The sequence below is a fragment of the Corynebacterium sp. HMSC034A01 genome (assembly GCF_001838175.1).
Classification (GTDB): Bacteria; Actinomycetota; Actinomycetes; order Mycobacteriales; family Mycobacteriaceae; genus Corynebacterium.
The window spans coordinates 16,036-39,233 of record NZ_KV835964.1; the positions used below are offsets into that span (position 1 = coordinate 16,036).

Annotated in this window: 23 protein-coding genes and 1 riboswitch; of the genes, 17 read left to right on the forward strand and 6 right to left on the reverse strand. The window is 65.2% G+C overall.

The genetic code is table 11. The features are described from left to right. A partial coding sequence (locus tag HMPREF2791_RS05940; RefSeq protein ID WP_305764546.1) for a biotin/lipoyl-containing protein occupies positions 1-423 on the reverse strand: 423 nt, incomplete at its 3' end. Between the two features lie 122 nt (positions 424-545). On the opposite strand from HMPREF2791_RS05940, the gene HMPREF2791_RS05945 reads away from it, so the two are divergent. After that, positions 546-941, forward strand: coding sequence for an oxidoreductase (locus tag HMPREF2791_RS05945; protein WP_070475217.1), 396 nt, complete (start codon positions 546-548; stop codon positions 939-941). On the opposite strand, the gene HMPREF2791_RS05950 is transcribed toward HMPREF2791_RS05945, so the two are convergent. Next, positions 942-2,429 carry a leucyl aminopeptidase gene (locus HMPREF2791_RS05950; RefSeq protein ID WP_070844729.1) on the reverse strand — a complete coding sequence of 496 codons (1,488 nt, stop codon included), beginning with the start codon at positions 2,427-2,429 and terminating at the stop codon, positions 942-944. 70 nt (positions 2,430-2,499) lie between these two features. Here HMPREF2791_RS05950 and HMPREF2791_RS05955 point away from each other — a divergent pair, with 70 nt between their 5' ends. After that, positions 2,500-3,606, forward strand: a complete 1,107-nt coding sequence (locus HMPREF2791_RS05955) for a branched-chain amino acid aminotransferase (protein ID WP_070844730.1) — start codon at positions 2,500-2,502, stop codon at positions 3,604-3,606. Here the strand turns inward: HMPREF2791_RS05955 and HMPREF2791_RS05960 are convergent. Together HMPREF2791_RS05960 and HMPREF2791_RS05965 are read right to left on the reverse strand one after the other, a co-directional pair. Beyond that, positions 3,603-4,589 carry a nicotinate-nucleotide--dimethylbenzimidazole phosphoribosyltransferase gene (locus HMPREF2791_RS05960; protein ID WP_070844731.1) on the reverse strand — a complete coding sequence of 329 codons (987 nt, stop codon included), beginning with the start codon at positions 4,587-4,589 and terminating at the stop codon, positions 3,603-3,605. The two genes, HMPREF2791_RS05955 and HMPREF2791_RS05960, sit on opposite strands and share 4 nt — an antisense overlap. A gap of 3 nt (positions 4,590-4,592) precedes the next feature. Beyond that, positions 4,593-5,324 carry a DUF3043 domain-containing protein gene (locus tag HMPREF2791_RS05965; RefSeq protein WP_070844789.1) on the reverse strand — a complete coding sequence of 244 codons (732 nt, stop codon included), beginning with the start codon at positions 5,322-5,324 and terminating at the stop codon, positions 4,593-4,595. Between the two features lie 140 nt (positions 5,325-5,464). On the opposite strand from HMPREF2791_RS05965, the gene HMPREF2791_RS05970 reads away from it, so the two are divergent. Further along, a complete protein-coding gene (locus HMPREF2791_RS05970; protein ID WP_034998489.1) occupies positions 5,465-5,809 on the forward strand; it encodes a HesB/IscA family protein in 345 nt (114 codons plus the stop codon). 63 nt (positions 5,810-5,872) lie between these two features. Here the strand turns inward: HMPREF2791_RS05970 and HMPREF2791_RS05975 are convergent, their stop codons facing one another. Both HMPREF2791_RS05975 and asnB read right to left on the reverse strand, forming a co-directional pair. Beyond that, entirely contained in the window at positions 5,873-6,859 is a 987-nt protein-coding gene (locus HMPREF2791_RS05975; RefSeq protein ID WP_070844790.1) for a S41 family peptidase, read from the reverse strand. A 61-nt stretch (positions 6,860-6,920) separates the two neighbouring features. Then, positions 6,921-8,843 (reverse strand): asparagine synthase (glutamine-hydrolyzing), encoded by a 1,923-nt coding sequence (asnB, locus tag HMPREF2791_RS05980; protein ID WP_070844732.1) that lies wholly within the window; start codon positions 8,841-8,843, stop codon positions 6,921-6,923. Positions 8,844-9,187: 344 nt separating this feature from the next. On the opposite strand from asnB, the gene HMPREF2791_RS05985 reads away from it, so the two are divergent. The 14 genes from HMPREF2791_RS05985 (at position 9,188) to HMPREF2791_RS06055 (ending at position 23,038) form a co-directional block, all read left to right on the forward strand. Continuing rightward, the gene (locus HMPREF2791_RS05985) at positions 9,188-10,282 is read left to right on the forward strand and encodes an aa3-type cytochrome oxidase subunit II (protein WP_070475134.1); all 1,095 of its coding nucleotides are present in this window, start codon (positions 9,188-9,190) and stop codon (positions 10,280-10,282) included. A gap of 18 nt (positions 10,283-10,300) precedes the next feature. Continuing rightward, positions 10,301-10,732 carry an aa3-type cytochrome oxidase subunit IV gene (locus HMPREF2791_RS05990; RefSeq protein ID WP_070475135.1) on the forward strand — a complete coding sequence of 144 codons (432 nt, stop codon included), beginning with the start codon at positions 10,301-10,303 and terminating at the stop codon, positions 10,730-10,732. A gap of 406 nt (positions 10,733-11,138) precedes the next feature. Continuing rightward, the gene (locus HMPREF2791_RS06000) at positions 11,139-11,759 is read left to right on the forward strand and encodes an aa3-type cytochrome oxidase subunit III (protein ID WP_210400162.1); all 621 of its coding nucleotides are present in this window, start codon (positions 11,139-11,141) and stop codon (positions 11,757-11,759) included. Positions 11,760-11,822: 63 nt separating this feature from the next. Further along, positions 11,823-12,671 (forward strand): cytochrome bc1 complex diheme cytochrome c subunit, encoded by an 849-nt coding sequence (locus tag HMPREF2791_RS06005; RefSeq protein WP_070475137.1) that lies wholly within the window; start codon positions 11,823-11,825, stop codon positions 12,669-12,671. Beyond that, positions 12,668-13,888 (forward strand): cytochrome bc1 complex Rieske iron-sulfur subunit, encoded by a 1,221-nt coding sequence (locus tag HMPREF2791_RS06010; protein WP_070475138.1) that lies wholly within the window; start codon positions 12,668-12,670, stop codon positions 13,886-13,888. The genes HMPREF2791_RS06005 and HMPREF2791_RS06010 overlap by 4 nt, the downstream gene beginning before the upstream one ends. Then, the gene (locus HMPREF2791_RS06015; protein WP_070844734.1) at positions 13,888-15,519 is read left to right on the forward strand and encodes a cytochrome bc1 complex cytochrome b subunit; all 1,632 of its coding nucleotides are present in this window, start codon (positions 13,888-13,890) and stop codon (positions 15,517-15,519) included. Before HMPREF2791_RS06010 ends, HMPREF2791_RS06015 begins: the two co-directional genes overlap by 1 nt. A 410-nt stretch (positions 15,520-15,929) precedes the next feature. Continuing rightward, positions 15,930-16,058: riboswitch (cyclic di-AMP (ydaO/yuaA leader) on the forward strand. 13 nt (positions 16,059-16,071) lie between these two features. Further along, the gene (locus tag HMPREF2791_RS06020; protein ID WP_070844791.1) at positions 16,072-16,821 is read left to right on the forward strand and encodes a C40 family peptidase; all 750 of its coding nucleotides are present in this window, start codon (positions 16,072-16,074) and stop codon (positions 16,819-16,821) included. Positions 16,822-16,982: 161 nt separating this feature from the next. Next, a complete protein-coding gene (locus HMPREF2791_RS06025) occupies positions 16,983-18,011 on the forward strand; it encodes a C40 family peptidase (protein ID WP_070844735.1) in 1,029 nt (342 codons plus the stop codon). Further along, complete coding sequence (locus tag HMPREF2791_RS06030; protein WP_070475141.1) at positions 18,007-19,143, forward strand: glycosyltransferase family 4 protein; 1,137 nt, start codon at positions 18,007-18,009, stop codon at positions 19,141-19,143. Before HMPREF2791_RS06025 ends, HMPREF2791_RS06030 begins: the two co-directional genes overlap by 5 nt. Before the next feature lie 11 nt (positions 19,144-19,154). Further along, complete coding sequence (locus HMPREF2791_RS06035; RefSeq protein ID WP_070475142.1) at positions 19,155-20,108, forward strand: ROK family protein; 954 nt, start codon at positions 19,155-19,157, stop codon at positions 20,106-20,108. A gap of 13 nt (positions 20,109-20,121) precedes the next feature. Further along, positions 20,122-20,850, forward strand: a complete 729-nt coding sequence (locus HMPREF2791_RS06040; protein WP_070844736.1) for a lysophospholipid acyltransferase family protein — start codon at positions 20,122-20,124, stop codon at positions 20,848-20,850. Then, entirely contained in the window at positions 20,847-21,059 is a 213-nt protein-coding gene (locus HMPREF2791_RS06045) for a hypothetical protein (protein ID WP_070475144.1), read from the forward strand. Before HMPREF2791_RS06040 ends, HMPREF2791_RS06045 begins: the two co-directional genes overlap by 4 nt. Further along, the gene (locus HMPREF2791_RS06050; RefSeq protein ID WP_070475145.1) at positions 21,060-21,569 is read left to right on the forward strand and encodes a polyadenylate-specific 3'-exoribonuclease AS; all 510 of its coding nucleotides are present in this window, start codon (positions 21,060-21,062) and stop codon (positions 21,567-21,569) included. It begins immediately after the preceding gene. Positions 21,570-21,649: 80 nt separating this feature from the next. Next, positions 21,650-23,038, forward strand: a complete 1,389-nt coding sequence (locus tag HMPREF2791_RS06055) for a class II 3-deoxy-7-phosphoheptulonate synthase (RefSeq protein ID WP_070475146.1) — start codon at positions 21,650-21,652, stop codon at positions 23,036-23,038. The last annotated feature ends 160 nt before the right edge of the window (positions 23,039-23,198 follow it).

Sequence of the window (23,198 nt, forward strand, 5' to 3'; positions counted from 1 at the left end):
GGTGATGGTGCCCTCGGTGACGGACTCGCCCAGCTCCGGCATTTCCACGTCGGTGGCGTCGCCGGAGGCCTTCTTGGCCGGCTTGTCGTCCTTCTTCGGCGCCTCAGCCTCAGCCTTCTCCTCGGCCGGCTCCTCAGCCTCAGCCTTGTCTTCCTTCTCATCGGAAGAGGAGTCCGCTTCCTCGCCCTCGTCGCCGATGATGGCGATAACGTCGCCGATCTCAACGGTGTCGTCCTCGTCGGCCTTGATCTCCAGGATCACGCCTGCGACCGGGGACGGGATTTCGGTGTCGACCTTGTCGGTGGAGACCTCGAGCAGCGGCTCGTCCACCTCGACCGTGTCGCCGACTTCCTTCAGCCACGTGGTGATCGTGCCTTCGGTGACCGATTCGCCCAGCTCGGGCATCTCAACTGAGTGCGCCATTTCTTAAGTCTCCTCATTGAAACGTTGGAAGCTATACAGGCACAAAGCGTACCTGTAACAAGCCCCGCACGTTGCCCAAGGGGTGACCTTTCCTGCCCGAAGTGCACCGTATGATGTGGGACGTGTTCAACCTGTTCGGCAAAGGCAAGAAGTCCACGACGTTTAAACCGCCCCGCGCACCGGGGGAGACGATTCGTCCGGACGATGCGCAGTACCTGCGTGACTGGGTCGTCGGGCGGTCGTACGTGGAGGGCTTTGTCGAGCCGGAGACGATGGTCAACGAGATGTCCGTCGTCCTTGTGGACGAGAAGGGCAACTACACCCGCCGCCGCATCGGCGGCCCGAAGGGCATCGACCAGGTGGCCGACATGTTGGGCATCATGCTCTACGACGTCGAGGAGACCGGCTACCCCGACCGCATGCGCAGAAAGATCGAGCAGGAGCGCATCCTGCGCAAGCGGGAGGAGCAAAAGCAGCGCCGCGCCCGGTTCGAGCGCGGCGAGAATCCTTACGGCTAGCTATTGCTTATCGACGAGGCGCGACAACGTCTCCACAATCGTCCGCACCGGCGCGCCAGTGGCACGCTTCGGGGTGTAGCCGTAGGGGGCGCCGCCGTTCCAGGCGGGGCCGGCGATGTCGACGTGCGCCCACTCGACGTCCTCCGGCACGAAGCGGGACAGGTACAGGCCCGCAAACAGCATGCCGCCGGTGCGCGCGTTGTGGGTGTTGCGGATGTCGGCGATGGGGGACTTCAGCTCGTCCTCCTGCTCCTCCAGAAGCGGCATGGCCCAAGCCTGCTCGCCGACGCCGCGGCCGGTCTCGGCGATGAGGTCGCGCAGCTCGTCGGAGCCCATCACGCCGGCGGTGCGGTTGCCCAGCGCCACCAGTTGCGCGCCGGTCAAGGTCGCCGTTTCGATCAGGTAGGACGGGTTGTCTTCGCAGGCGCGGGCGACGGCGTCGGCAAGCACGAGGCGTCCCTCGGCGTCGGTGTTGATGACCTCGCTGGTGATGCCGCCATAATGGGTGATCACGTCGCCCGGGCGGGTGGCGGTGCCGGACGGCATGTTCTCCGCAAGGGGCAGCCAGGCGTCGACGCGCACCGGCAGCTCAAGGCGCGCCGCCGCGGCGATCACGGCGAGCTGGGCTGCGGAGCCGCCCATGTCCGAGATCATGTCCTCCATGCCGGAGCCAGGCTTCAGCGAAATGCCGCCGGTGTCGAAGGTGATGCCCTTGCCCACCAGCGCGACCTTCTTTGCTGCCCCGGAAGGCGCCCAGGTCAGGTGCACCAGGCGCGGCGGACGTGAGGAGCCGCGGCCCACAGACAGGATGCCGCCGAAGCCCTGGCTCTCCAGCGCGGACTCGTCGAGCACCTCGATATCCAAGCCCGCAAAAGAGGCGACCTCGCCCATCACGGACGCGTAGGACTCGGGGTAGAGGAAGTTGGCGGGGGTGTTGACCAGGTCGCGGGCCAGGTTCACGGACTCGGCGACAATCACGGCGGCGTTGTACTCGTCCTCGTCGGCGTCGATGACGGTGACCTCGGTGGTCTGCGGCGTCTCGGCGTCGGCGTTTTCGTCGTCCTGCACCTCTGCCTGGGACTTCAAGCCGGTGTAGGTGTAGCCGCCCAACAGTAGGCCCTCCACCACGGGGGCGACGCCGAACTCGGCGGAGATGGCGGCGCGCTCCACGTCGTTCAACGCGCGCGCAGCCGCACCGACGCCGCGGCGAACGGCTTCATCGTCGATCTCGGAGGCGTCGCCGAGGCCGAATGCGGTGACCAGGGAGCCGTCGATAAGCAGACGCGTCACCTCGCCCTCGGTGCCCTTGGCGCCGACCGCAACCAGTGCCTCCAGAAGACCCTTGGGGGCGAGCGCGGTGACCGGGACCTCGATGCCGTCCTCGCCGTTCGCGACGGGGATAAGCAGCGCCGCACCCTCAGGGGCGGTGGCGCCGAGCGTTGTGTGCACCGTGGTGCCGCGGGCGGGAAGGCTGATGTCGAAGGCCATGGATGTCCTTTCGTTGTGCGGGCAATTACACCCTGTGAGGGTACTGAACGAGGGGAGTACCCTGGCCCGTATGGCTGAGATCGAATTCACAATTACCCCCACCGCGAACCCCACCCCCGACGCCGAGCGCGCGAAGATCCTCGAAGACCCGGCGTTTGGCCAGCAGTTCACGGACCACATGGTCTCCATCGACTGGACCGAGGACGAAGGTTGGCACAACGCGCAGGTGCGCGCCTATGAGCCGATCTCGCTGGATCCGGCGTCCAACGTGTTCCACTACGGCCAGGCCATCTTCGAGGGGCTGAAGGCCTACCGCCACGCGGACGGCAGCATCACCGCGTTCCGCCCGGAGCAGAACGCGAAGCGCCTGAACAACTCCGCCGCGCGTATGGCGATGCCGGAGCTGCCGGAGGAGGTCTTCCTGGAAGCGGTGCGCCAGATCGTGGACATTGACAAGGACTGGGTGCCGGAGGCCGGCGGCGAGGCATCGCTGTACCTGCGCCCGTTCATGATCGGCACGGAGAAGACGCTGGGCGTGAAGCCGTCGTCGAGCTACAGCTTCTACATCATCGCCTCGCCGGCCGGCGCGTACTTCTCCGGCGGTATCAAGCCAGTTAGCGTCTGGATCTCCGAGGACTACGTCCGCGCTGCCCCCGGTGGAACGGGCGACGCGAAGTTCGCAGGCAACTACGCCGCGTCCCTGCTCGCGCAGCAGCAGGCGGCGGAGAAGGGCTGCGACCAGGTGGTCTGGCTCGACGCGATCGAGCGCAAGTACATCGAGGAGATGGGCGGCATGAACCTCATGTTCGTCGAGGGCTCGGGCGCGGACGCGAAGATCATCACCCCCGAGCTGACCGGCTCGCTGCTGCCGGGGATCACCCGTAAGTCCCTGCTGCAGGTGGCCGAGGACCTGGGCTACACCGCCGAGGAGCGCAAGATCACCGTCGAGCAGTGGCGCTCCGGCGTCGAGGACGGCACGATCACCGAAACCATGGCCTGCGGTACTGCGGCCGTGATCACCCCGGTCGGCACCGTGAAGTCCAATGAGGGCGAGTTCACGGTGAACAACAACGAGGCCGGTGAGATCACCATGGCCATGCGCGAGCGCCTCCGCGGCATCCAGACCGGCGATGTCGAGGACACCCACGGCTGGAACACCGTGCTCATCGAGAGCTAATTGCCTATCGACGCCCCTTCGGCCAGCACCTCACCCGCCAACTCCGCGGCGAGGTTGAGCTGGCCGAGCGCGGCCAGGGCCCCTGCGCCCTGGCCCGTTTTCATTTCCAGCGCCAGTACGGGTGTGAGGCCCAGTGCCTCGAGGCAGCCGGCGTGTGCCGGTTCCGCGGTGGATTGGCCGGCGATCAGCCACGCCTTCGTGCCGGGGGCGAGCCGCTCGGCCACGTAGGCGGCGAGGGCGGGGTAGGCCTCGCCGATGAGCACCGGGGTGCGGCGCGCGGCGGACTGGGCGATCAGCCCCACCAGAAACGCGAAGTCCGGGCCAGTGAGTTCGGCGCAGACGCGCTCGGTGTCCTCGCGGAAACCGCGCACGCGGAACATCGCGTCACGCACGGCGGCGACCTTGACCTTCCACACCTTGTCGTTGATGCCGGAGCCGCGGCCGATGGCTTTGACCGGCTCGGTGCGGGTGAACACGCCGTAGACCGCCGCAGCGACGGTGGTGTTGCCCACCCCGATGTCGCCGGGGATGATCAGGTCCGCACCCGAATCGATCTCGTTGTCGGCCACTTCCGCGCCGGCGGCGAGGGCGGCATCGAACACCTCGGGGGAGGTGGCGGGCTCCACGTCGATGGCGCCGGTGGGGGTGTCCAGGTAGTCGCCGATGAAGCGCACCGTCGCACCCGCGAGTCGCGCCGCGGCGTGGGCCGGGCCGGCGCCGGCGCGCAGCTGCTCGGCCTGTGCGGCGCCCGCGTCTTCCGTCCACGCGGACACGCCGCGTGCAGCGACGCCGTGTGTGCCCGCCACGACCACCACGCGCGGGCGGACAAACAGGGCGGGGATATCCTTGCCCTGCACCGAGGCGATCCTCGACGCCAAGGAGCCCAGCCTGCCCAGCGCCAGCCCTGCGGCAGAGCCCGCCAATGCGTCGGCGACGGCGTGGCCGTGGGACTGCTTCGGGGCGTCAACCGGCGGAAACTGCATGGCCTAGACCTGCTCGCCCACGGCCACGCGCGGCTTCGGGGTGCGCCAGTTACGCGGCTGGGTGGCGCGGGAGAAGGCGTACATGCCCAGGCCGAAGCCGGTGTCGGCCTCCGGGAACTTCTCGCGCACCGCGCGGTTGGCGCGGATGCCGATGATGAAGCCCTCGATGAAGATGGTCAGCATGAACAGCAGGCTCAGCAGCGACAGCACGGCGGACACGCGCGGCAGCCAGGTGCCGATCAGCATGATCAGCAGAAGCACCAGCGCGGCTGGCATGACGTAGTTGTTGAAGAAGCGCTTGGAGTCCACCCAGTCGCGCACGAACCCGCGGACCTCGCCGCGGTCGCGCTCGGTGAGGTAGCGCTCGTCGCCGGCGTCCATGCGGGCCTGGATTTCGCGGTTGCGGGCGCGGTTTTCCTCCCGCACCTTCTTCTTGTGTGCCTTCCACTCCTCCTTGGACATGGTCTTCTTCAGCTCTTTTTCGCGCTGACGGATCTGCGCCGGGGTGGCGGCGTTGGGGTCGCGCACCACGCCGCGCTTGATCTCTTGGTCGATGCGCTTCGGCGTCGGGCGGCCTTTCGGCGGGGTGTAGCCCTTGGGGAGCTGTTCCTCCGCCTGCTCGGCCTCGGCCGTGGTGTCAGCCTTGTCAACGCCATCAGCCTCAGGCAGCTCGACTTTCGTCGAGCCCTGCGCCGCGTCTGCGCTCTGCTCGGTTTTCTGCCAGGGAAGTTTCACGCTCATTAGGCTACAAGGCCCGCGTGCGGGAGTGGAATAACCCGGCACGCCTACCGGTTGCACTGTGCATGGCCAGTGGCGCGTAGCATGGGCGCCACTCCACATCGAAAGACTTGAGTCGAGGCACGAAGGAGACTGCAATGACTGCCCCCACCTCTACCACCGGCGTGAACCTCACCGAGGCCGCCGCTGCGAAGGCGAAGGCCCTGCTTGATCAGGAGGGCCGCAACGACCTGTCCCTGCGTATCGCTGTCCAGCCGGGCGGCTGCGCTGGCCTGCGCTACCAGCTCTACTTCGACGACCGTGACCTGGACGGCGACAAGGCCGACGAGGTCGGCGGCGTGCGCCTGGTCGTGGACAAGATGAGTGTGCCGTACCTCATGGGCGCGACCATCGACTTCGCGGACACCATTGAGCAGCAGGGCTTCACCATCGACAACCCGAACGCGGGTTCCGCCTGCGCTTGCGGCGACAGCTTCAACTAAGCACTTCCTGCTTATCGACGGCTAAAGCTCCGCACCGCGATCGGTGCGGAGCTTTTTCGTGCGCTATTTGCAGCTGTGCTCGGCCGCGAGCCACGCGAGGGCCGCGTCTTCGTCGCCGGGCTCATCGGGCTGAATCGGGTCCTCGGAGAAAATTTCGCCGGTGCGTGCCTTATCTTTCGCAATGGTCAGCATCAGTGCGCTGCCATCGGGGAAGTCGTAGACCATGTTGGCTGAGGCGTAGCCGGCTGTCGGGGTGCCGAAACTCTTGGCGTTGTCCAAGCCCCGGAACGCCAGCATGGTGGCCTCGGCGGAGGAAGCGGTATCGCCGTCGACAAGCACCGCGACTGGTGCGTCCCACTTGCCGCCGGAGGTGGTCGTCGGGCTCCCGCCGCCGCGCACCCCGTTGCCCTCGACGGTTACGGGGCTGGCGTAGGCGTTGGAAACAAATTCCAGCGCCGTGCCGTCCGGCAGTAGGGGAGAGACCCCGGCGAGCATCGGTCCCATGTCCCCGCCGTCGTTGCCGCGAAGGTCCACTACTGCGCCGCAGGCACCGCCGTCGCGGGCGGCGGCCAGCCCTTCGGCAAGCGTGTCGGCGTAGTGCTGGCCGTCGTCGTGGCGGCCCACACCGGGCACCGTCGCCCAGGCCACGCCGCCCCTGACATTCACGGACGGGGAGCGGGTGTCCGCTTCACTTGCGTTGTCCTGCTCGGCACCAGGCTCGATGAGCTTGGAGTGCTTGCCGCCGGCAGCCTTCACGGCATCGTTGAGGGCGGAGCGGACGTCGTCACGCGAAGATGCCCCCTGAACCGCATCTTCGGCTGCGGCGCGCGCGGCCCGGAACTCCTCGGAGTCGCCGTAGATGCCCTCCTCCGACAGGTCCAACACCGTCTTTGCGTAGCGGCTTGGTGTGTCCGTACCCCAGAATCGCGCGGTTCCCGAAACCTTCGCGGTCATGGTGGGGCCGTAGACGAACGCGGCGGCGACGGCGACAAGCATCAGTGCGCCGAGGACACCGCCTACTGCGATGAGGACTTTCCGTGCAGTTGACATGCAGTCCATTGAACCAGGCAGCCGTCATGCAAGCAGCCGGATTCGCCGGAAAATGGCCGCGTTAGAGCTGGACGGGGTAGTCCTTGTGCTCGATCTGCGGGTCGATGCGGTGCTCGACGAAGATGCCGTGCCAGACCATGAACGCCAGCACCGTCCACAGGCGGCGGGAGTGATCGGAGACGCCGTCGCGGTGCTCCTTGAGCATCTCCAGCACCTGGTCCTTGGCAAAGATGTCGTCGGTCTGGGACTCGCGGATGGTGTCCTGCGCCCAGCCGAAGAGCTCGTCGCCCGCCAGCCAGTGGCGCATCGGCACCGGGAAGCCCAGCTTCTTGCGGTGCAGCACGTGCGGGGGCACGATCTGCTCCATCGCCTTGCGCAGGGCGTACTTGGTGGTGCCGTTGGCGATCTTTTGGTCGTAGGGGATCGTCTGGGCGACCTCGAAGACCTCCTTGTCCAAGAACGGCACGCGCAGCTCGAGGGAGTTGGCCATGTTCATCTTGTCGGCCTTGACCAGGATGTCGCCGCGCATCCAGGTGAACAGGTCCAGGTTCTGCATGCGGGCCACCGGGTCCATCTCGGTGGATGCCGCGTAGATCGGCGCGGTGACCTCGCGGTGGTCCCACTCACGCTTCGCCCACGGCAGCACGCGTTCGAGCTGATCGAAGTTGAAGGAGCGGGCGTTACCGTAGTAGCGGTCCTCGATCGGGGTGGTGCCGCGCTCAAGCAGGCTCTTGCCCTTCATGCCCTCCGGCAGCACGCGGCTCAAGCGGTTCAGGCCCTTGTTCAGCGCGCCCGGCAGCTTCTCAAACGGCGCGAGCGACAGCGGCTCCTTGTAGATGGTGTACCCGCCGAACAGTTCGTCTGCGCCCTCGCCGGAGAGCACCACCTTGACGTGCTTTCGCGCCTCCTGCGCCACGAAGAACAGCGGCACCAGCGACGGGTCCGCAACCGGATCGTCCAGGTACCACATGATCTTCGGAATCGCGTCGGCGTACTCCTCGGGGGAGACAATCTTCACGATGTGCTCGACACCGATCGCCTCTGCGGACTCGGCGGCCACGTCAACTTCGGAGTAGCCCTCACGCTCGAAACCGGTGGTGAAGGTGAGCAGGTTCGGGTTGTGGCGCTTGGCCAGGGTGGCAATCGCGGTGGAGTCGATGCCGCCGGAGAGGAAGGAGCCCACGGTGACGTCGGCACGCATGTGCTTTTCCACGGAATTCTCCAGAGCACGCGCGATGCGGTCGTAGAGGTCCTGCTCCTTGCCCTTCGGCACCGGCTGAGATGTGAAGTCCGGCTTGAAGTAGCGGTCCGAGTGCACCTCGCCGCCCGGCTTCAAGGTGACGGTGCAGCCGGACTCGACGCGGCGGATCTCCTTGTGCAGGCTCTCCGGCTCCGGCACGTACTGCAGGTCCACGTAGTGCTCAATCGCCCGGCGGTCAAGGCCCAGTCCTAGACCGAGCTCCGGCGCCATCTCCAGGATGGACTTCTTCTCGGAAGCGAAGACCGTGCCCTTGTCCGTGGTGGCGTAGAACAGCGGCTTGATGCCGAACTGGTCGCGCGCCGCGAACATCGTCTGCGTTTCGGTGTCCCAGATGACAAAGGCGAACATGCCGCGCAGATGCTCCACTACGTTCGCGCCCCAGTGGTGGAAGCCCACCACGATCGGCTCGCCGTCGCCGCCGGTGTTGAAGCTGTAGCCGGCCGCCTGCAGCTCCTCGCGCAGCTCGACGTAGTTGTAAATCTCGCCGTTGAACGTCAGCGCGTAGCGCTCCGGGTTGTCTGCCGGGCCCCAGCGCAGCGGCTGGTGGGAGTGCTCGATGTCGATGATGGCCAGGCGATTAAAACCGAACACGGCCGAGTCGTCGTTCCAGGTGCCGGCGGCGTCCGGGCCGCGGTGGTACATGCACGGCAGGGCGCGCTCGACAGAATCAACGAACTGGGCTGCGTTTGCGTCCGCGGTAAGCAGGGCAAGAAGGCCACACATACTCAAACCTCTCCGTATATATAAGGTGCGCCGTTTTTACGCGGCGGGAAGTCCCCTCAACAATAAGGTTTTGGGGCCGATTTTCGTGAACCGGAACCGCCCAACTTTCGCCGTGCCCCATAAGGGGGCCAACTTAAGGATGAACTTTTTCACGGCTTCGTTTGCCGGGCGAAGCTTTATCGTCGCTAAGCACTTGCTTATCGACGTTCCTCCCGCCCCACCGCAACCTCCACTTCCTAGATTCCGACGGGCCAAGCCGGATGAACTATTCTGACCCCGTAGGAATGTTCTGTCACGAACATGGGCATTCAGTGTTTTTAGTGTGGACAGGAAGGCAGACACACGTGGATAAGGAAGTAAACCGCGGTTTCGCCAAGAAGGCCGGCGTCGCGGGCGCGCTCCTGCTCGGCAGCTTCGGGCTTGCTGGCTGTGACGTTGCTGCGCCGGAGGCGGTCGCAAACATCCTCGACATGGGCTGGCCGGACCCGGTCACCCCGGAGGGCACCCAGATGTACAACTTCTGGGTCTGGACCTGGGTTGCCGCCTGGATTATCGGCATCATCATGTGGGGGCTGTTCATCATGGCCATCGTGCGCTGGAACGGTAAGGCCCGCACCAAGCGCGGCGCCGGCGAGTTCCCGCGCCAGACGCAGTACAACGTCGGCCTCGAGCTGGGGCTGACCATTCTGCCGATCATCATCGTGATGGTGCTGTTCTTCTTCACCGTCCAGGCGCAGACGAAGACCACTGCTCTGGACAAGGACCCGAAGGTGACCGTGGACGTCACCGGCTACCAATGGAACTGGAAGTTCGGCTACGCCAACGTCGCCGGTGAGCTGACCGCCGACGGCCAGGACTACGACGGTCTGGATGCCGAGCGTCAGGCGCTGGCGGAGGAGACCAAGTACGACCCGGAGGACATGCACAACGCGAACCCGATTCACGGCACCTCCATGGGCGACCAGTCCTACCTCAACTTCAACGAGATTGAGACCATCGGCTCCACCGAGGAAGTTCCGGTTCTGGTGCTGCCGACTGACACTGCGATCGAGTTCCGCCTCGCGTCCGGCGACGTGAACCACGCATTCTGGGTTCCGGAGTTCCTGTTCAAGCGTGACGTCTACGCGCACCCGGAGAGCAACCAGCAGCAGCGCGCGTTCCAGATCGAGCGCATTGAAGAAGAGGGCGCCTTCGTCGGCCGTTGTGCCGAGATGTGCGGTACCTACCACGCAATGATGAACTTCGAGGTCCGTGCCGTGACCCCGGAGAAGTTCGAGCAGTACATCCAGTTCCGCCGCGACAACCCGGGTGCACCGAACTCCGAGGCGCTGAAGTCCATTGGTGAGGACCCGTACGCGACCTCCACCCGTCCGTTCGTCTCGGGCCGCACTGATTCCCGCGACGGCAACAACACTGTCGACCCGAACGCGAACGTTTAAGAAAGAGAGAGCGAAGCCATGGGAACTGGATCAAAGGTTTTCTACGCCATCGGCACCTTCCTTGCTTTGATGGCCGTGTTCTACATCCTCGCCACCGCCTGGATCGGTGAGGACGCGTACCTCTTCGGCGTGGAGTGGGTCGGCGCAGTCGGCCTCGTGCTCGCTACCGCCATGTCCTTCATGCTCGGTGGTTACCTCGACATCACCGAGCGCCGCATGGATATCGTCCCGGAGGACTGGGAAGAAGCGGAGATCGAGGACGGCGCTGGTGTGCTCGGCTTCTTCTCCCCGAGCTCCATCTGGCCGTTCACGATGTCCGTCGCCATTCTGGTGCTCGGCCTGGGCATCGCCTTCTGGCAGCTGTGGCTGCTCGCCCTGGGTGCGGTGTTCCTGATTTGGGCCACCACCATGCTGAGCCTGCAGTACGGTATCCCGCGCGAGAAGCACTAGACGCTGAATCGAGAATTCCCCCGCCGCGAATGGTCGCGGCGGGGGAATTTTCTATGGTTATCGTGCGGTTTATGGCGCAGTCATCCGAAAGTTGGTCCCCCGTTTGGACCGCTGCGCCGGGCCACTCAAAGTGTGAGATCAGGCACACTCGGGAACTTCGCGGCAACTCGAAAAAGTGCGAAACTATTTTGGCCAAAACGTCTCGGAGGGGGAGGGGTACGGGCGGACGACGCGATGACCAGCATTGATCTAGTCGGATGCGCGGCGAAAAAGTTCCCGGGAAAACGAAGAAAGTTTCTCCGCAACAAGGATGCAGTCAAAACCTGCTGGTTGCACACAGGTTCACAGGAAAATTTCGGGGGTGAGTGAGATGAATATCAGGACGAGATAGGGGATAATCTCACCCGTGACGACCGCAATGACAAACCAAGATATGGCGACGCCGCAGAATCGCGTCCCAGCGCTGAACCGTCCGAACATGGTCAGCGTGGGCACGATCGCGTTCCTCGCCCAAGAGCTCATGTTCTTCGCCGGTTTGTTCGCGATGTACTTCACGTCGCGCGCAAACGGCCTCGCTAATGGTGACTGGAGCACCCAGACCGATCACATCAACGTTTTGTTCGGCGGCATCATCACCGCTGTGCTGATCGCTTCCTCCTTCACCTCCCAGTTCGGCGTTTTCGCCGCCGAGAGGGGTGACGTGTTCGGCCTGCGCAAGTGGTTCACTGTGACCGTTGTGCTGGGCGTCATCTTCCTCGGCCTGGTGGCCTACGAGTGGACCGAGTTGGTGCTGGCCGGCGTAACGCCGCAGTCCTCCGTATTCGGTTCGGTGGTGTACATCATCACCGGCTTCCACATGGCCCACGTGACCGCCGGCATCCTCGCGTTCATCGTGGTGCTGCTGCGCGTGGCCAAGTCGAAGTTCACCCCGGCTCAGGCAACCGCCGCAATGGCAGTTTCCTACTACTGGCACTTCGTCGACGCCATCTGGGTCGGCGTGTTCATCACCATCTACCTCGTTCAGTAGTCCTCTTCCAGGCGTTTGCCTGGGGGAGCGGAAAAGTTCTGAAAAGTCGATAAAGGGAACACAATGGAAAACACACCCAAGAAGAAGCGCCAGGGACGCAAGACGCAGCGCACGCTCGCTGGCGCAGCGGCCCTGACGCTGGGGTTGACCGGTGCGGGTCTGCTCGCATCTGCTCTGACCCCGAACGCACAGGTGGCAACGGCAGCCCGTGATGACCAGGCACTGATCCAGGAGGGCAAGGACCTCTACGACGTCGCCTGCATCACCTGCCACGGCGCGAACCTGCAGGGCGTCGAGGACCGCGGTCCGTCGCTCATCGGTACCGGCGAAGGTGCCGTGTACTTCCAGGTCAACTCCGGCCGCATGCCGATGATGTCCAACGACGCTCAGGCCGAGCGCAAGCGTCCGCGCTACACCGAGGAACAGGCGCTCGCACTTGCTGCCTACGTCGCGGCAAACGGCGGTGGCCCGGAGCTGGTGTACAACCCGGACGGCTCGCTGGCTATGGAGGAGCTGCGCGGCAAGGACTTCGACGGCAAGATCCAGGAAGCAGACGTCGCCCGTGGCGGCGAGCTGTTCCGCCTGAACTGCGCGTCCTGCCACAGCTTCACCGGCCGCGGTGGCGCACTTTCCTCCGGTAAGTACGCACCGGTGCTGGATCCGGCCAACGAGCAGGAGATCTACCAGGCCATGCTCACCGGCCCGCAGAACATGCCGAAGTTCTCTGACCGCCAGCTCTCCGCTGACGAGAAGAAGGACATCATCGCCTTCATCAAGTCCACCAAGGAAACCCCGTCCCCGGGTGGCTACGCCCTCGGCGGCCTCGGCCCCGTTTCTGAAGGTATGGCGATGTGGATCATCGGCGTGACCCTGGTCGCTGCCGCTGCTATGTGGATTGGATCTCGCTCATGAGTGATGTGAAGAAGAATTACACGAAGGAAGAGCTGGACCGCATGAGCAATGCGGAGCTGGCTGCCCTGGGCACCGAGCTCGACGACGTCACGGTGGCGTACCGCAAGGAGCGCTACCCGGTCGAGGGCGACCCGCGCGAGAAGTCCGCCGCCACCGGCATCGGCATCTGGTTGACCATCTCGGTCATCTCCGCGCTGGCCTTCCTCGGCGTGTACCTGTTCTGGCCGTGGGAGCCGAAGTTCCACGGCGACGAGGGTCTGTTCATCTACACCCTCTACACCCCGCTGCTGGGTCTGACGTCCGCGCTGGCGTTCTGCGGTCTTGGCGTCGCGATCATCCAGTACGTGAAGAAGTTCGTGCCGGAAGAGATCGCAGTGCAGCGCCGCCACGACGGCCGCTCCAGCGAGCTGGACCGCCGCACCACCACCGCGCTGCTGAACGACGCATGGGAGACGTCGACCCTCGGCCGTCGTTCGGCACTGAAGGGCCTGCTCGGCACCGCCGGTGTTCTCGCCGGCCTGATGGTTATTGCTCCCCTCGGTGGCGCGATCAAGAACCCGTGGAAGGTCCGCCACGAGCTGGACTACCACGGCGACGGCACCCTGTGGACCCACGGCTGGACCATCCAAGACAAGGGTGTGAAGGTCTACCTCGGCCGCGACACCGGCGCGATCGCCGAGCTGCACGAGGGCGAAACCGGCTCGCACTACACCACCGCGGGTGTCTCCCGCCTGGTGCGCATGCGCCCGGAGGACCTCGCAGCCGCCGCAATGGAAACGGTGTTCCCGCTCTACCCGGAGGACGTCAACGACGGCGACGAGTACGACCCGCAGCGTGACGTCTACGAGCACCACATGCACTCGATCCACGGTCCGCGTAACCCGGTCATGCTCATCCGCCTGCGTTCGAAGGACGCGGAGAAGGCGGTCGAGCGTGAGGGGCAGGAGGACTTCCATTACGGCGACTACTACGCCTACTCCAAGATCTGCACGCACATCGGTTGCCCGACCTCGCTTTACGAGGCTCAGACAAACCGCATTCTGTGCCCGTGCCACCAGTCGCAGTTCGACGCTCTGCAGTACGGTAAGCCGGTCTTCGGCCCGGCCGCCCGCGCACTGCCGCAGCTGCCTGTGACTGTTGACGAAGACGGTTACCTCATCGCCAACGGGAACTTCATTGAGCCCGTCGGCCCGGCATTCTGGGAGCGTCAGTCCTAATGAGCACTAAACTTGAGCAAGTCGCGGATAACGTTGATTCGCGCTACACAATCTCGGGCGTTCTGCGCCCGCAGCTGAACAAGGTCTTTCCGACCCACTGGTCCTTCATGCTCGGTGAGATGGCGCTGTACAGCTTCATCATCCTGCTGCTGACCGGTATCTACCTGGCACTGTTCTTTGACCCGTCTATCACCAAGGTCATCTACGACGGTGCGTACCTGCCGCTTAACGGCGTCGAAATGTCCCGCGCATACGCAACCGCGCTGGATATTTCCTTCGACGTCCGCGGCGGCTTGTTTGTCCGCCAGATGCACCACTGGGCCGCGCTGATGTTCATGATGGCGATGTTCGCCCACATGATGCGTGTGTTCTTCACCGGCGCGTTCCGTCGCCCGCGTGAGGCCAACTGGCTCATTGGCGTCACCCTGGTGCTGCTGGGCATGATCGAGGGCTTCATGGGCTACTCCCTGCCGGACGACCTGCTCTCCGGTGTTGGCCTGCGAATTATGTCCGCCATCATTCTGGGTCTGCCGATCATCGGCACCTGGATGCACTGGGCAATCTTCGGCGGCGACTTCCCGTCTGACCTGATGCTGGACCGCTTCTACATCCTCCACGTGCTGATCCTGCCGGGCATCATCCTCGCCCTGGTTGCGGCTCACCTCGCACTGGTTTGGTTCCAGAAGCACACCCAGTTCCCGGGCCCGGGCCGCACCGAGAACAACGTCGTCGGCGTGCGCATCATGCCGGTGTTCGCCACCGAGGCAATCGGCTACATGATGGTCGTGTTCGCCGTACTTGCCGCCATGGCTGGTCTCACCTCCATCAACGCGATTTGGAACCTTGGCCCGTACAACCCGTCCCAGGTGTCCGCCGGTTCCCAGCCGGATATCTACATGCTGTGGACCGACGGTGCTGCTCGTGTCATGCCGGCATGGGAGCTCTACCTGGGCAACTACACCATCCCGGGTGCGTTCTGGGTGGCCCTGCTCTGTGGCCTGATGGTCGTTCTCCTGATCACCTACCCGTTCATCGAGCAGAAGGTCACCGGCGACACCGCCCACCACAACCTGCTGCAGCGTCCGCGCGACGTTCCTGTGCGCACCGGTGTCGGTGTTATGGGTCTGACCTTCTTCCTGCTGCTGACCATCTCCGGTGGTAACGACCACGTGGCGCACTTCTTCCAGATCTCGCTGAACGCGATGACCTGGGTTGGCCGTATCGGTCTGATCGTGCTGCCGCCGCTGGCATTCTTCATTACCTACCGCCTGTGCATCGGCCTGCAGCGTTCCGACCGTGAGGTCCTGGAGCATGGCATCGAGACCGGCGTGATCAAGCGCCTGCCCAACGGTGCGTTCGTGGAAATCCACCAGCCGCTCGGCCCGGTGGACGAGCACGGCCACCCGGTGCCGCTGGAGTACGCAGGTGCACGCGTGCCGAAGCAGATGAACCAGCTCGGCTTCGCGGACTCCGACACCATCGGCAAGTTCTCCCCGGCAGAAATCGGTGTCACCGAGCGTGTGCGCGATGCAGAGGAGCAGAAGCACCACGAGGCCGTCGAGACGCTGCGTGCCCTTGAGGCCGCCAAGGACCGCTCCGACCGCGACGCAACCCACGAGAACGCGGAGTAGTCACGGAGTAAAGACAGCGCTCTAGCGGTCGCGAAAAGGCCCTCTTCCCGGCAACGGGAAGAGGGCCTTTTTCTTGGTTACAATCCCGTAAACTCCGCCATGTGACAAAGACCACAGAGATTCTCAGGTTGTGCTTGAGTACAAAGCGGGTGAGGTCGCTATGGGTGCACTATGGGTTCGAAAAGCCGCAGCATAGAAGGGGTAAATGCGGGATCGTCGGGTGTCTGAGTGGAAGTTAAATGCCGACGCGGCGAAACCGTGAAAAGGGCAATTTTGGTTGATAACGGAACTGTAACGGCGTGGCGGGTGGACACCGTTGTTGCCGTTTCGTAACCTGTTCGAGACATTGCGACAACAGCCGTTGGCAGCATGTACCGAAAACAACATATGAGCCGTAACCCGAAGCGGCGGACCGCACCCCGCGGAACGCGCGCCATGGGGACCGGGGAACCACCGCGGAGCGAAGTGCTCCCGAGGGGCGCAGGGCCATTTCTCAGCACCCCGCCCGACAGCTAACCCGGTTGGCGAAGAGAAGATATGGAGAGAATTATCGTGGCAAAGCACCGTCGCCAGGACAACACCGCAGCACGCGCAGCAGCGGCTACCGTAGCCGTCGCAGCGGGCGCCGCACTGGTCGCGCCGGCCGCCGCCTCCGCAGCAGAGGTTCGTGTTCCCAACACTCCGGTTTCCGTTCAGGTCCCGGGCATCGAGAACGTGCCGGGTGTGGCTTCCATTCCGGGCATTGACGCTTGGATCCCGTCGCTCGCAGGTGCCCCGGCAAACGGCAACGTCCAGAACGCTATCGCTTCCGTGAAGGCTTTGCCGGGCGTGGCTAACGTCCCGGGCTTCAGCCAGTTCCTCGCTAACGTTGAGCAGCAGGTCCGTCCGGCGGCCCCGGCTCCGGTCCAGCAGACCTACTCCGCACCGGTTGCCGCTCCGGCACCGGCGCCGGAGCCGTCCATCGGTGAGCGCATCGTTTCCATTGCGCAGTCCAAGATCGGCTCCCCGTACGTCTACGGCGCAGCAGGCCCGAATGCCTTCGACTGCTCCGGCTTCACCTCCTGGGTTTACGCGCAGGCTGGCAAGTCCATCCCGCGTACCTCCCAGGCTCAGGCTTCCGCCGGCCAGCAGGTCGCACTGAGCGATATCCAGCCGGGCGACATTGTCGCCTACTACGGTGGTGCCTCCCACGTCGCCATCTACGCCGGCAACGGCCAGATCATCGACGCGCTGAACTCCGGTATCCCGGTGGGCTACCGTGATCTGCACATGATGCCGATCCACTCTGTGGTTCGCTTCTAGTAGCCGGAGAATGTGCCCCGTCCCGCTTTGCGGGGGCGGGGCATTTTTTCTCTCTTACCTCAGTATTCACTCAAATCACACGTTGAGCATTTTGCTTTGCGACGGCGCCCGGAGCAGCTATAGTTTGTTCGTTCGCGCCGAAATCTGAAGAGGTGTCCATAGTGGGTAAACACTCGCTCCGCTCCAACCGCTCCCGCGCCGCCGTTGCGGCTACCGTCGCAGGAAGCGTCATCGCCACCACGGTGCTTCCCGCCGCCCCGGCGCTGGCGGACGACGTAGATACCTTGATCGAGGAGATGGAATCCGTTTCCCACGACGCCACGGCGAAGGCCGAGGAGATCAAGGAGCTGGAAGACGAGATCGCCGAGTCCGAGGCGAAGCTTCGCTCGGCGAACGCCCGCGCGGCCGAGGCGAAGTCCCAGCTGGAGTCGCTCCGCGGGGTTTCCGACGCGCAGCGCAAGAACGTCGGCGACATCGCGCATACCCGCTACCGTATCCCTCAGTCGGATGCGATTTTGACCACGCTGGATTCCGGCAATCCGCAGGAGGCGATCGACCGGTCGGCGTACCTGGCTGCGCTCGGACGCAATTCACAGCGCGCGCTTTCGGAACTTGAGGACGCGAACCGCGCCGCCGGCGAGCGCGCGAGCGTAGCCAGCATCGCGGTGGCGGAAGCGCAGCACGCGCGCAACGAGCTGGACGGCAAGCGCAAGAAGCTGGAGGAGGAGCGTGAGGAGCTGGATCTGCGCGTCGCCGACATTGAGCGCCGCGTGGACAGCCTGAGCGAGGCTGACCGCCAGCGCTGGATGAACAAGGACAACCCGGTGGACTCGGCGTTCCTGCCTGGCGCGGACTCCGGAATCGTCGCAGCGGCCATGGCGCAGCTGGGCAAGCCGTACGGATGGGGCTCAGCTGGCCCGGACGCGTTCGACTGCTCGGGTCTGATGGTGTGGGCCTACGCCCAGAACGGTATCGGTATCCCGCGCACTTCGCAGGCGCAGCTCGCGGGCGGCACCCCGGTGTCGATGGATGCCCTGCAGCCGGGCGACATCATCGGCTACTACCCGGGTGTGACGCACGTGGGCATGTACATCGGCGACGGCATGGTGGTCCACTCCTCGGACTACGGCATCCCGATCCAGGTGGTGCCGCTGAACTCCATGCCGGTCCAGGGGGCCGTGCGTTATTAAGACGCTGCTGGTCACCAACGACTTCCCGCCCACCGTGGGCGGGATTCAGTCGTATTTGCGGGACTTCGCCGCTGAACTTGCACGCCGCGTAGGCCCGGACAACCTCGTGGTGTTCGCCTCCACCCAAGACGCAGTCGCCGCGCGAGAGTGGGACGCCTCCGTGCCCTACATGGTGGTGCGCTGGCCGCGCCGCGTCATGCTGCCCACCCCGGCGACGGCCCGCGAGATGCAGCGTCTGATACGCGCCCACGGGATCGGCACGGTGTGGTTCGGGGCCGCTGCACCGTTGGCATTGATGGGCGCGGCCGCGAAGCGGGCCGGCGCGACCACCGTCATCGCCACCACCCACGGCCACGAGGTCGGCTGGGGCATGCTGCCCGTCGCCCGCCGGGCCCTAGCCGCCATCGGCCGCAGCGCAGACACGGTCACCTACATCTCGGACTACACCCGGCAGCGTCTGAAAGCATTCGGCACCCACCCCCGGTTCGTGGCGCTGCCGTCCGGCGTGGACACGGAGTTCTTCCGTCCCGCCACAGCATCCCAGCGGGCCGCCACCCGCGAGGACCTCGGCGTCGACGGCGCGCCGCTGGTGGTCTGCTCCTCGCGGCTGGTGGCCAGGAAGGGGCAAGATGTGCTGATTCGGGGTTGGCCGGAGGTTCGTCGACAAGCACAAGGCGCCCGGTTGGTCATCGTGGGCTCCGGCCCGTACGAACGGAAGCTGCGGGCGATGGCGGGCGAGGGCGTCGTATTCACGGGCGCGGTGCCGGGGGAGCGGCTGCGTGACATCGTGGCGGCCGCGGACGTGTTCGCCATGCCTGCGCGCACGCGCCTCGGCGGGTTGGACGTCGAGGGCCTGGGCATCGTCTATCTGGAGGCGCAGGCCTGCGGCGTGCCCGTCGTCGCGGGCAACTCCGGCGGCGCGCCCGAGACCGTCACCGCGGAGACGGGGGTGGTGGTCGATGGGCGGGACACCGATGCCGTCGCCCAGGCAATTGCGCAGTTGCTTCTCGACGACCAAAGGCGCACCCGCATGGGCCGCGCCGGACGCACGCATGTGACCGAGCACTTCTCCTGGGACGTGCTCGGGGCGCGGCTGGCTGCGCTATGCGGCGCTGGCAAGCGGCGGGACTAGACTGCCATTCCATGGTTGCTCACTCACCGATGACCGTCGGATTCGACATCGGCGGCACAAACGCACGCGCCGCCGTGGTGGACGCTGACGGTGTGATCGTCGATTCGCTCGGCACCGACACCCCGCACGACGCTGAGGGACTCACCCGCACGATCGTCGAGATGGTTGGCGAGCTGCGCGCCAAGCACGACATCGGGGCAGTCGGCGTGGCCGTGGCAGGCTTTTTGGACCCGGACTGCGAAATCGTCCGCTTCGCGCCGCACCTGGCCTGGCGCGACGACCAGCCCGTGCGCCGCGACCTCGAGCAGGCGCTGGGCCTGCCGGTGCGCCTCGAGCACGACGCGAACTCCGCCGCCTGGGGCGAATACCGCTACGGTGCCGGCCGAGACCTGGACACCTGGGTGTTCTTCGCCGTGGGCACAGGCATCGGCGCGACGCTGATGCACCACGGCGAGATTTACCGCGGCGCATTCGGCACCGCGCCCGAAATCGGCCACATCACCGTGGTCCCCGGCGGTCGCGTGTGCTCCTGCGGCAAACAGGGGTGCTTGGAGCGCTACGCCTCCGGCACGTCGCTTGTGGACTGCGCGATTGAAATCGCCACCAAAGGCAGCTTCCGCGATTCGTCGGTGTACCGGGCGGTCGTCGAGAAGCGGGCGAGCGGGCACGACATCATGGCCGCAGCCCGTGCCGGCGACCAGCTGGGACTGGCTGCCCTGGACAGCTTCTCCACCTGGCTCGGCCGCGGGTTGGCAATCGTCGCCGATGTGCTGGATCCCGCGCAGGTCGTCCTCGGCGGCGGCGTGAGCGAAGACGCCGACCTCTACCTGGACGACGCGCGCACCTCCATGGAGGCCAACATCGTCGGCGCCGGATATCGTCCGCAGCCGGAGATCCTCTGCGCTGAGCTGGGGTCCCGGGCGGGTATGATCGGGGTCGCTGATCTGGCCCGTGAACTGCTGTAGAAGGCGAGCGACGATGAACAACAAGTGGTATTCCCTGTTCAAGGTTATTCTCGGGCCGCCGCTGCTTGTGTGGAACAGACCCACCATCGAAGGCGCGGACAACATCCCCGACGACGGCGCCGCCATTTTGGTGTCCAACCACCAGGCCGTGCTGGATTCGTTCTACCTGCCGCTGATGGTGCGGCGCCAGATCACCTTCCCCGCGAAGAAGGAGTACTTCACGGGGAAGGGGCTCTCCGGGCGCATCCAGAAATTTTTCTTCTCATCGGTGGGCCAGATCCCCGTGGACCGCGGGGCGAAGGGCGCCGGCGACGCGCTGCAGACCGCGGCGGAAAGAGTGCTGGGTAAAGGCGACCTGTTCGGCATCTACCCGGAGGGCACCCGATCCCCGGACGGGCGCGTGTACAAGGGCCGCACCGGCATGGCGCGTGTGGCAATGGCCACCGGCGCACCTGTCGTGCTCATCGGCATGATCGGCTCCGGTGAGGCGAATCCGATTGGCACGAAAATCCCGCGACCGGTGAAGGTGCGCATCAGGGTCTCCGAACAGATCCACCCCCATGCGTGGGCCGCCGAGCACGGCTTCGACCCCGACTCGCGCGAGGTCATGCGCTCGTTTACGGACTACTGCATGCGCCGCCTGGCGGACATGGTGGGGGAGGACTACGTGGATGTCTACGCCTCGGACGTGAAGAAGTCCCTGGCGGAGACGGGGGAATACCCGGAGGAGGCACGCCCGTGAACAAACCCCTGATTATCCGTTTTGCTCTGGTCGCCGTCGTGGTGGCGATCTACCTGGTCGCTTCTGAGGCCGGCTGGTATCCCAAGTTGGCCGGGCCGCTCGCAGTACTGGCGGTGGCTGCTGTGATGTTCTGGCCCCGCCGCGGCGGGCCGAAGGGGCCGTCGAGACGCGAGCTTCTCGACGACATCCGGTCGGAGTCGCGCAAGTAGATGCGGTATTTCTACGACACTGAATTTATAGAGGACGGCTCTACCATCGAGCTAGTCTCCATCGGCATTGTCGCCGAGGACGGGCGCGAATTCTATGCCGTGAGCACGGAGTTCGACGCTTCCAACGCCAACGAATGGGTGCGCGAGAACGTGCTGAGCAAGCTGCCGCGCGCCTCGCACCCGGCGTGGAAGCCGCTGCAGAAGATCCGCGACGAGGCCCACGCGTTTCTCACCGCCGGCCGCGGCAAGCCGGAGCTGTGGGCGTGGGTCGGCGCCTACGACCACGTGGTGTTCGCCCAACTCTGGGGTGACATGGCCGGCCTGCCCAAGGACTTGCCGCGTTACACCCGCGAGCTGAAGCAGTACTGGCAGATGGCGGGGCGTCCGCGCCTGCCCAAGGTCCCGGACGGCAACCACGATGCACTCGTGGACGCGCGCCACAACCTGCGCAAATTCCGGGTGTGCATGGAGGCATTGCCTATCGACGCCTCCGGCACTGTGTCCAAATAGTGAGATTCAATCTTCGCATTTTGGGAAATTGCAGGTGAAGGTGGTTGTAGCCTGGGGTGAATCGTGCTACAACTGAATGGGTGAGTTGGACAATCGACATCCCCAAAGACGTACTGCCGGACCTGCCCCCGCTGCCGGGCGACCTGAACGAGCAGTTCCAGGACGCAATCTCCCGCGACGCGAAGCAGCAACCTTCCTGGGACCCCGCCCAGGCGCAGTATGTGCGCAAGATCCTGGAGTCCGTGCCGCCGGTCGTGCTCGCCCCCGAAGTGGAGGAGCTGAAGACCCAGCTGGCCGACGTCGCCAACGGCAAGGCGTTCATGCTGCAGGGCGGCGACTGCGCCGAGACCTTCGAGTCCAACACCGAGCCCCACATCCGCGCCAACGTCCGCACCCTGCTGCAGATGGCCGCGGTGCTGACCTACGGTGCCTCCATGCCCGTGGTGAAGCTGGCCCGCATCGCCGGCCAGTATGCCAAGCCACGTTCCTCCGACCTGGACGCCAACGGCCTGCCCAACTATCGCGGCGACATCGTCAACGGCGTCGAGCCCACCGAAGATTCGCGCCGCCACGATCCCGCGCGCATGGTCCGCGCCTACGCGAACTCGTCTGCAGCCATGAACCTGGTCCGTGCCCTGACGGCTTCAGGCACCGCGGACCTGCACAACATCAACGACTGGAACCGCGAGTTCGTGACCAACTCCCCGGCAGGTGCGCGCTACGAAGCTTTGGGCCGCGAGATCTCCCGGTCCCTGGCTTTCATGGACGCCTGCGGCGTGCGCGACGACAACCTGCGCACCTCCAACGTCTACGCCTCCCACGAGGCGCTGCTGGTGGACTACGAGCGCGCCATGCTGCGCCTGGCCACCGACTCCAACGGCGACACCAGACTCTACGACCTGTCCGCCCACCAGCTCTGGATCGGCGAGCGCACCCGCGGCATCGACGACTTCCACGTCAACTTCGCCGCCCTGATCTCCAACCCGATCGGCATCAAGCTAGGTCCGACCACCACCCCGGAAGAGGCCGTCGCCTACGGCGACAAGCTGGACCCGGACCGCGTGCCTGGACGCCTGACTATGGTCATCCGCATGGGTCAGGACAAGGTCCGCGAGGCCCTGCCGGGCATTGTCAAGGCCGTCGAGGCATCCGGCCACAAGGTGGTCTGGCAGTCCGACCCGATGCACGGCAACACCTTCACCTCCTCGAACGGCTACAAGACCCGCCACTTCGACAAGATCCTCGACGAGGTCCAGGGCTTCTTCGAGGTCCACCGCGAGCTGGGCACCCACCCGGGCGGTATCCACATCGAGCTCACCGGCGAGAACGTCACCGAGTGCCTCGGCGGGGCCCAGGACATCACCGACGTCGACCTGCCCGGCCGCTACGAGTCCGCCTGCGACCCCCGCCTCAACACCGAGCAGGCCCTCGAGCTGTCCTTCCTTGTCGCCGAGATGCTTCGCTACTAGTTTTCGGCAGGGCTCGCCTGTGTACTCCACCGGTCTTCGGGGCCTCCGGGGCCGACAGGTTTTGTAAAAATCGACAGCGCTCCAGCATTTCCCCAGGTGGGAAAATTGGGAACCGGGGCGTTTTGCCGATTCGTACAAAAGACTCCGATTGCGGACTCCG

Excerpts from the sequence above, each read along its gene's own strand:
- HMPREF2791_RS05950 (WP_070844729.1), bottom strand. The coding sequence starts at position 2,429 with ATGGCCTTCGACATCAGCCTTCCCGCCCGCGGCACCACGGTGCACACA.
- HMPREF2791_RS05955 (WP_070844730.1), top strand. The coding sequence starts at position 2,500 with ATGGCTGAGATCGAATTCACAATTACCCCCACCGCGAACCCCACCCCC.
- HMPREF2791_RS05960 (WP_070844731.1), bottom strand. The coding sequence starts at position 4,589 with ATGCAGTTTCCGCCGGTTGACGCCCCGAAGCAGTCCCACGGCCACGCC.
- HMPREF2791_RS05970 (WP_034998489.1), top strand. The coding sequence starts at position 5,465 with ATGACTGCCCCCACCTCTACCACCGGCGTGAACCTCACCGAGGCCGCC.
- HMPREF2791_RS05975 (WP_070844790.1), bottom strand. The coding sequence starts at position 6,859 with ATGTCAACTGCACGGAAAGTCCTCATCGCAGTAGGCGGTGTCCTCGGC.
- asnB (WP_070844732.1), bottom strand. The coding sequence starts at position 8,843 with ATGTGTGGCCTTCTTGCCCTGCTTACCGCGGACGCAAACGCAGCCCAG.
- HMPREF2791_RS05990 (WP_070475135.1), top strand. The coding sequence starts at position 10,301 with ATGGGAACTGGATCAAAGGTTTTCTACGCCATCGGCACCTTCCTTGCT.
- HMPREF2791_RS06005 (WP_070475137.1), top strand. The coding sequence starts at position 11,823 with ATGGAAAACACACCCAAGAAGAAGCGCCAGGGACGCAAGACGCAGCGC.
- HMPREF2791_RS06010 (WP_070475138.1), top strand. The coding sequence starts at position 12,668 with ATGAGTGATGTGAAGAAGAATTACACGAAGGAAGAGCTGGACCGCATG.
- HMPREF2791_RS06015 (WP_070844734.1), top strand. The coding sequence starts at position 13,888 with ATGAGCACTAAACTTGAGCAAGTCGCGGATAACGTTGATTCGCGCTAC.
- HMPREF2791_RS06035 (WP_070475142.1), top strand. The coding sequence starts at position 19,155 with ATGGTTGCTCACTCACCGATGACCGTCGGATTCGACATCGGCGGCACA.
- HMPREF2791_RS06040 (WP_070844736.1), top strand. The coding sequence starts at position 20,122 with ATGAACAACAAGTGGTATTCCCTGTTCAAGGTTATTCTCGGGCCGCCG.
- HMPREF2791_RS06050 (WP_070475145.1), top strand. The coding sequence starts at position 21,060 with ATGCGGTATTTCTACGACACTGAATTTATAGAGGACGGCTCTACCATC.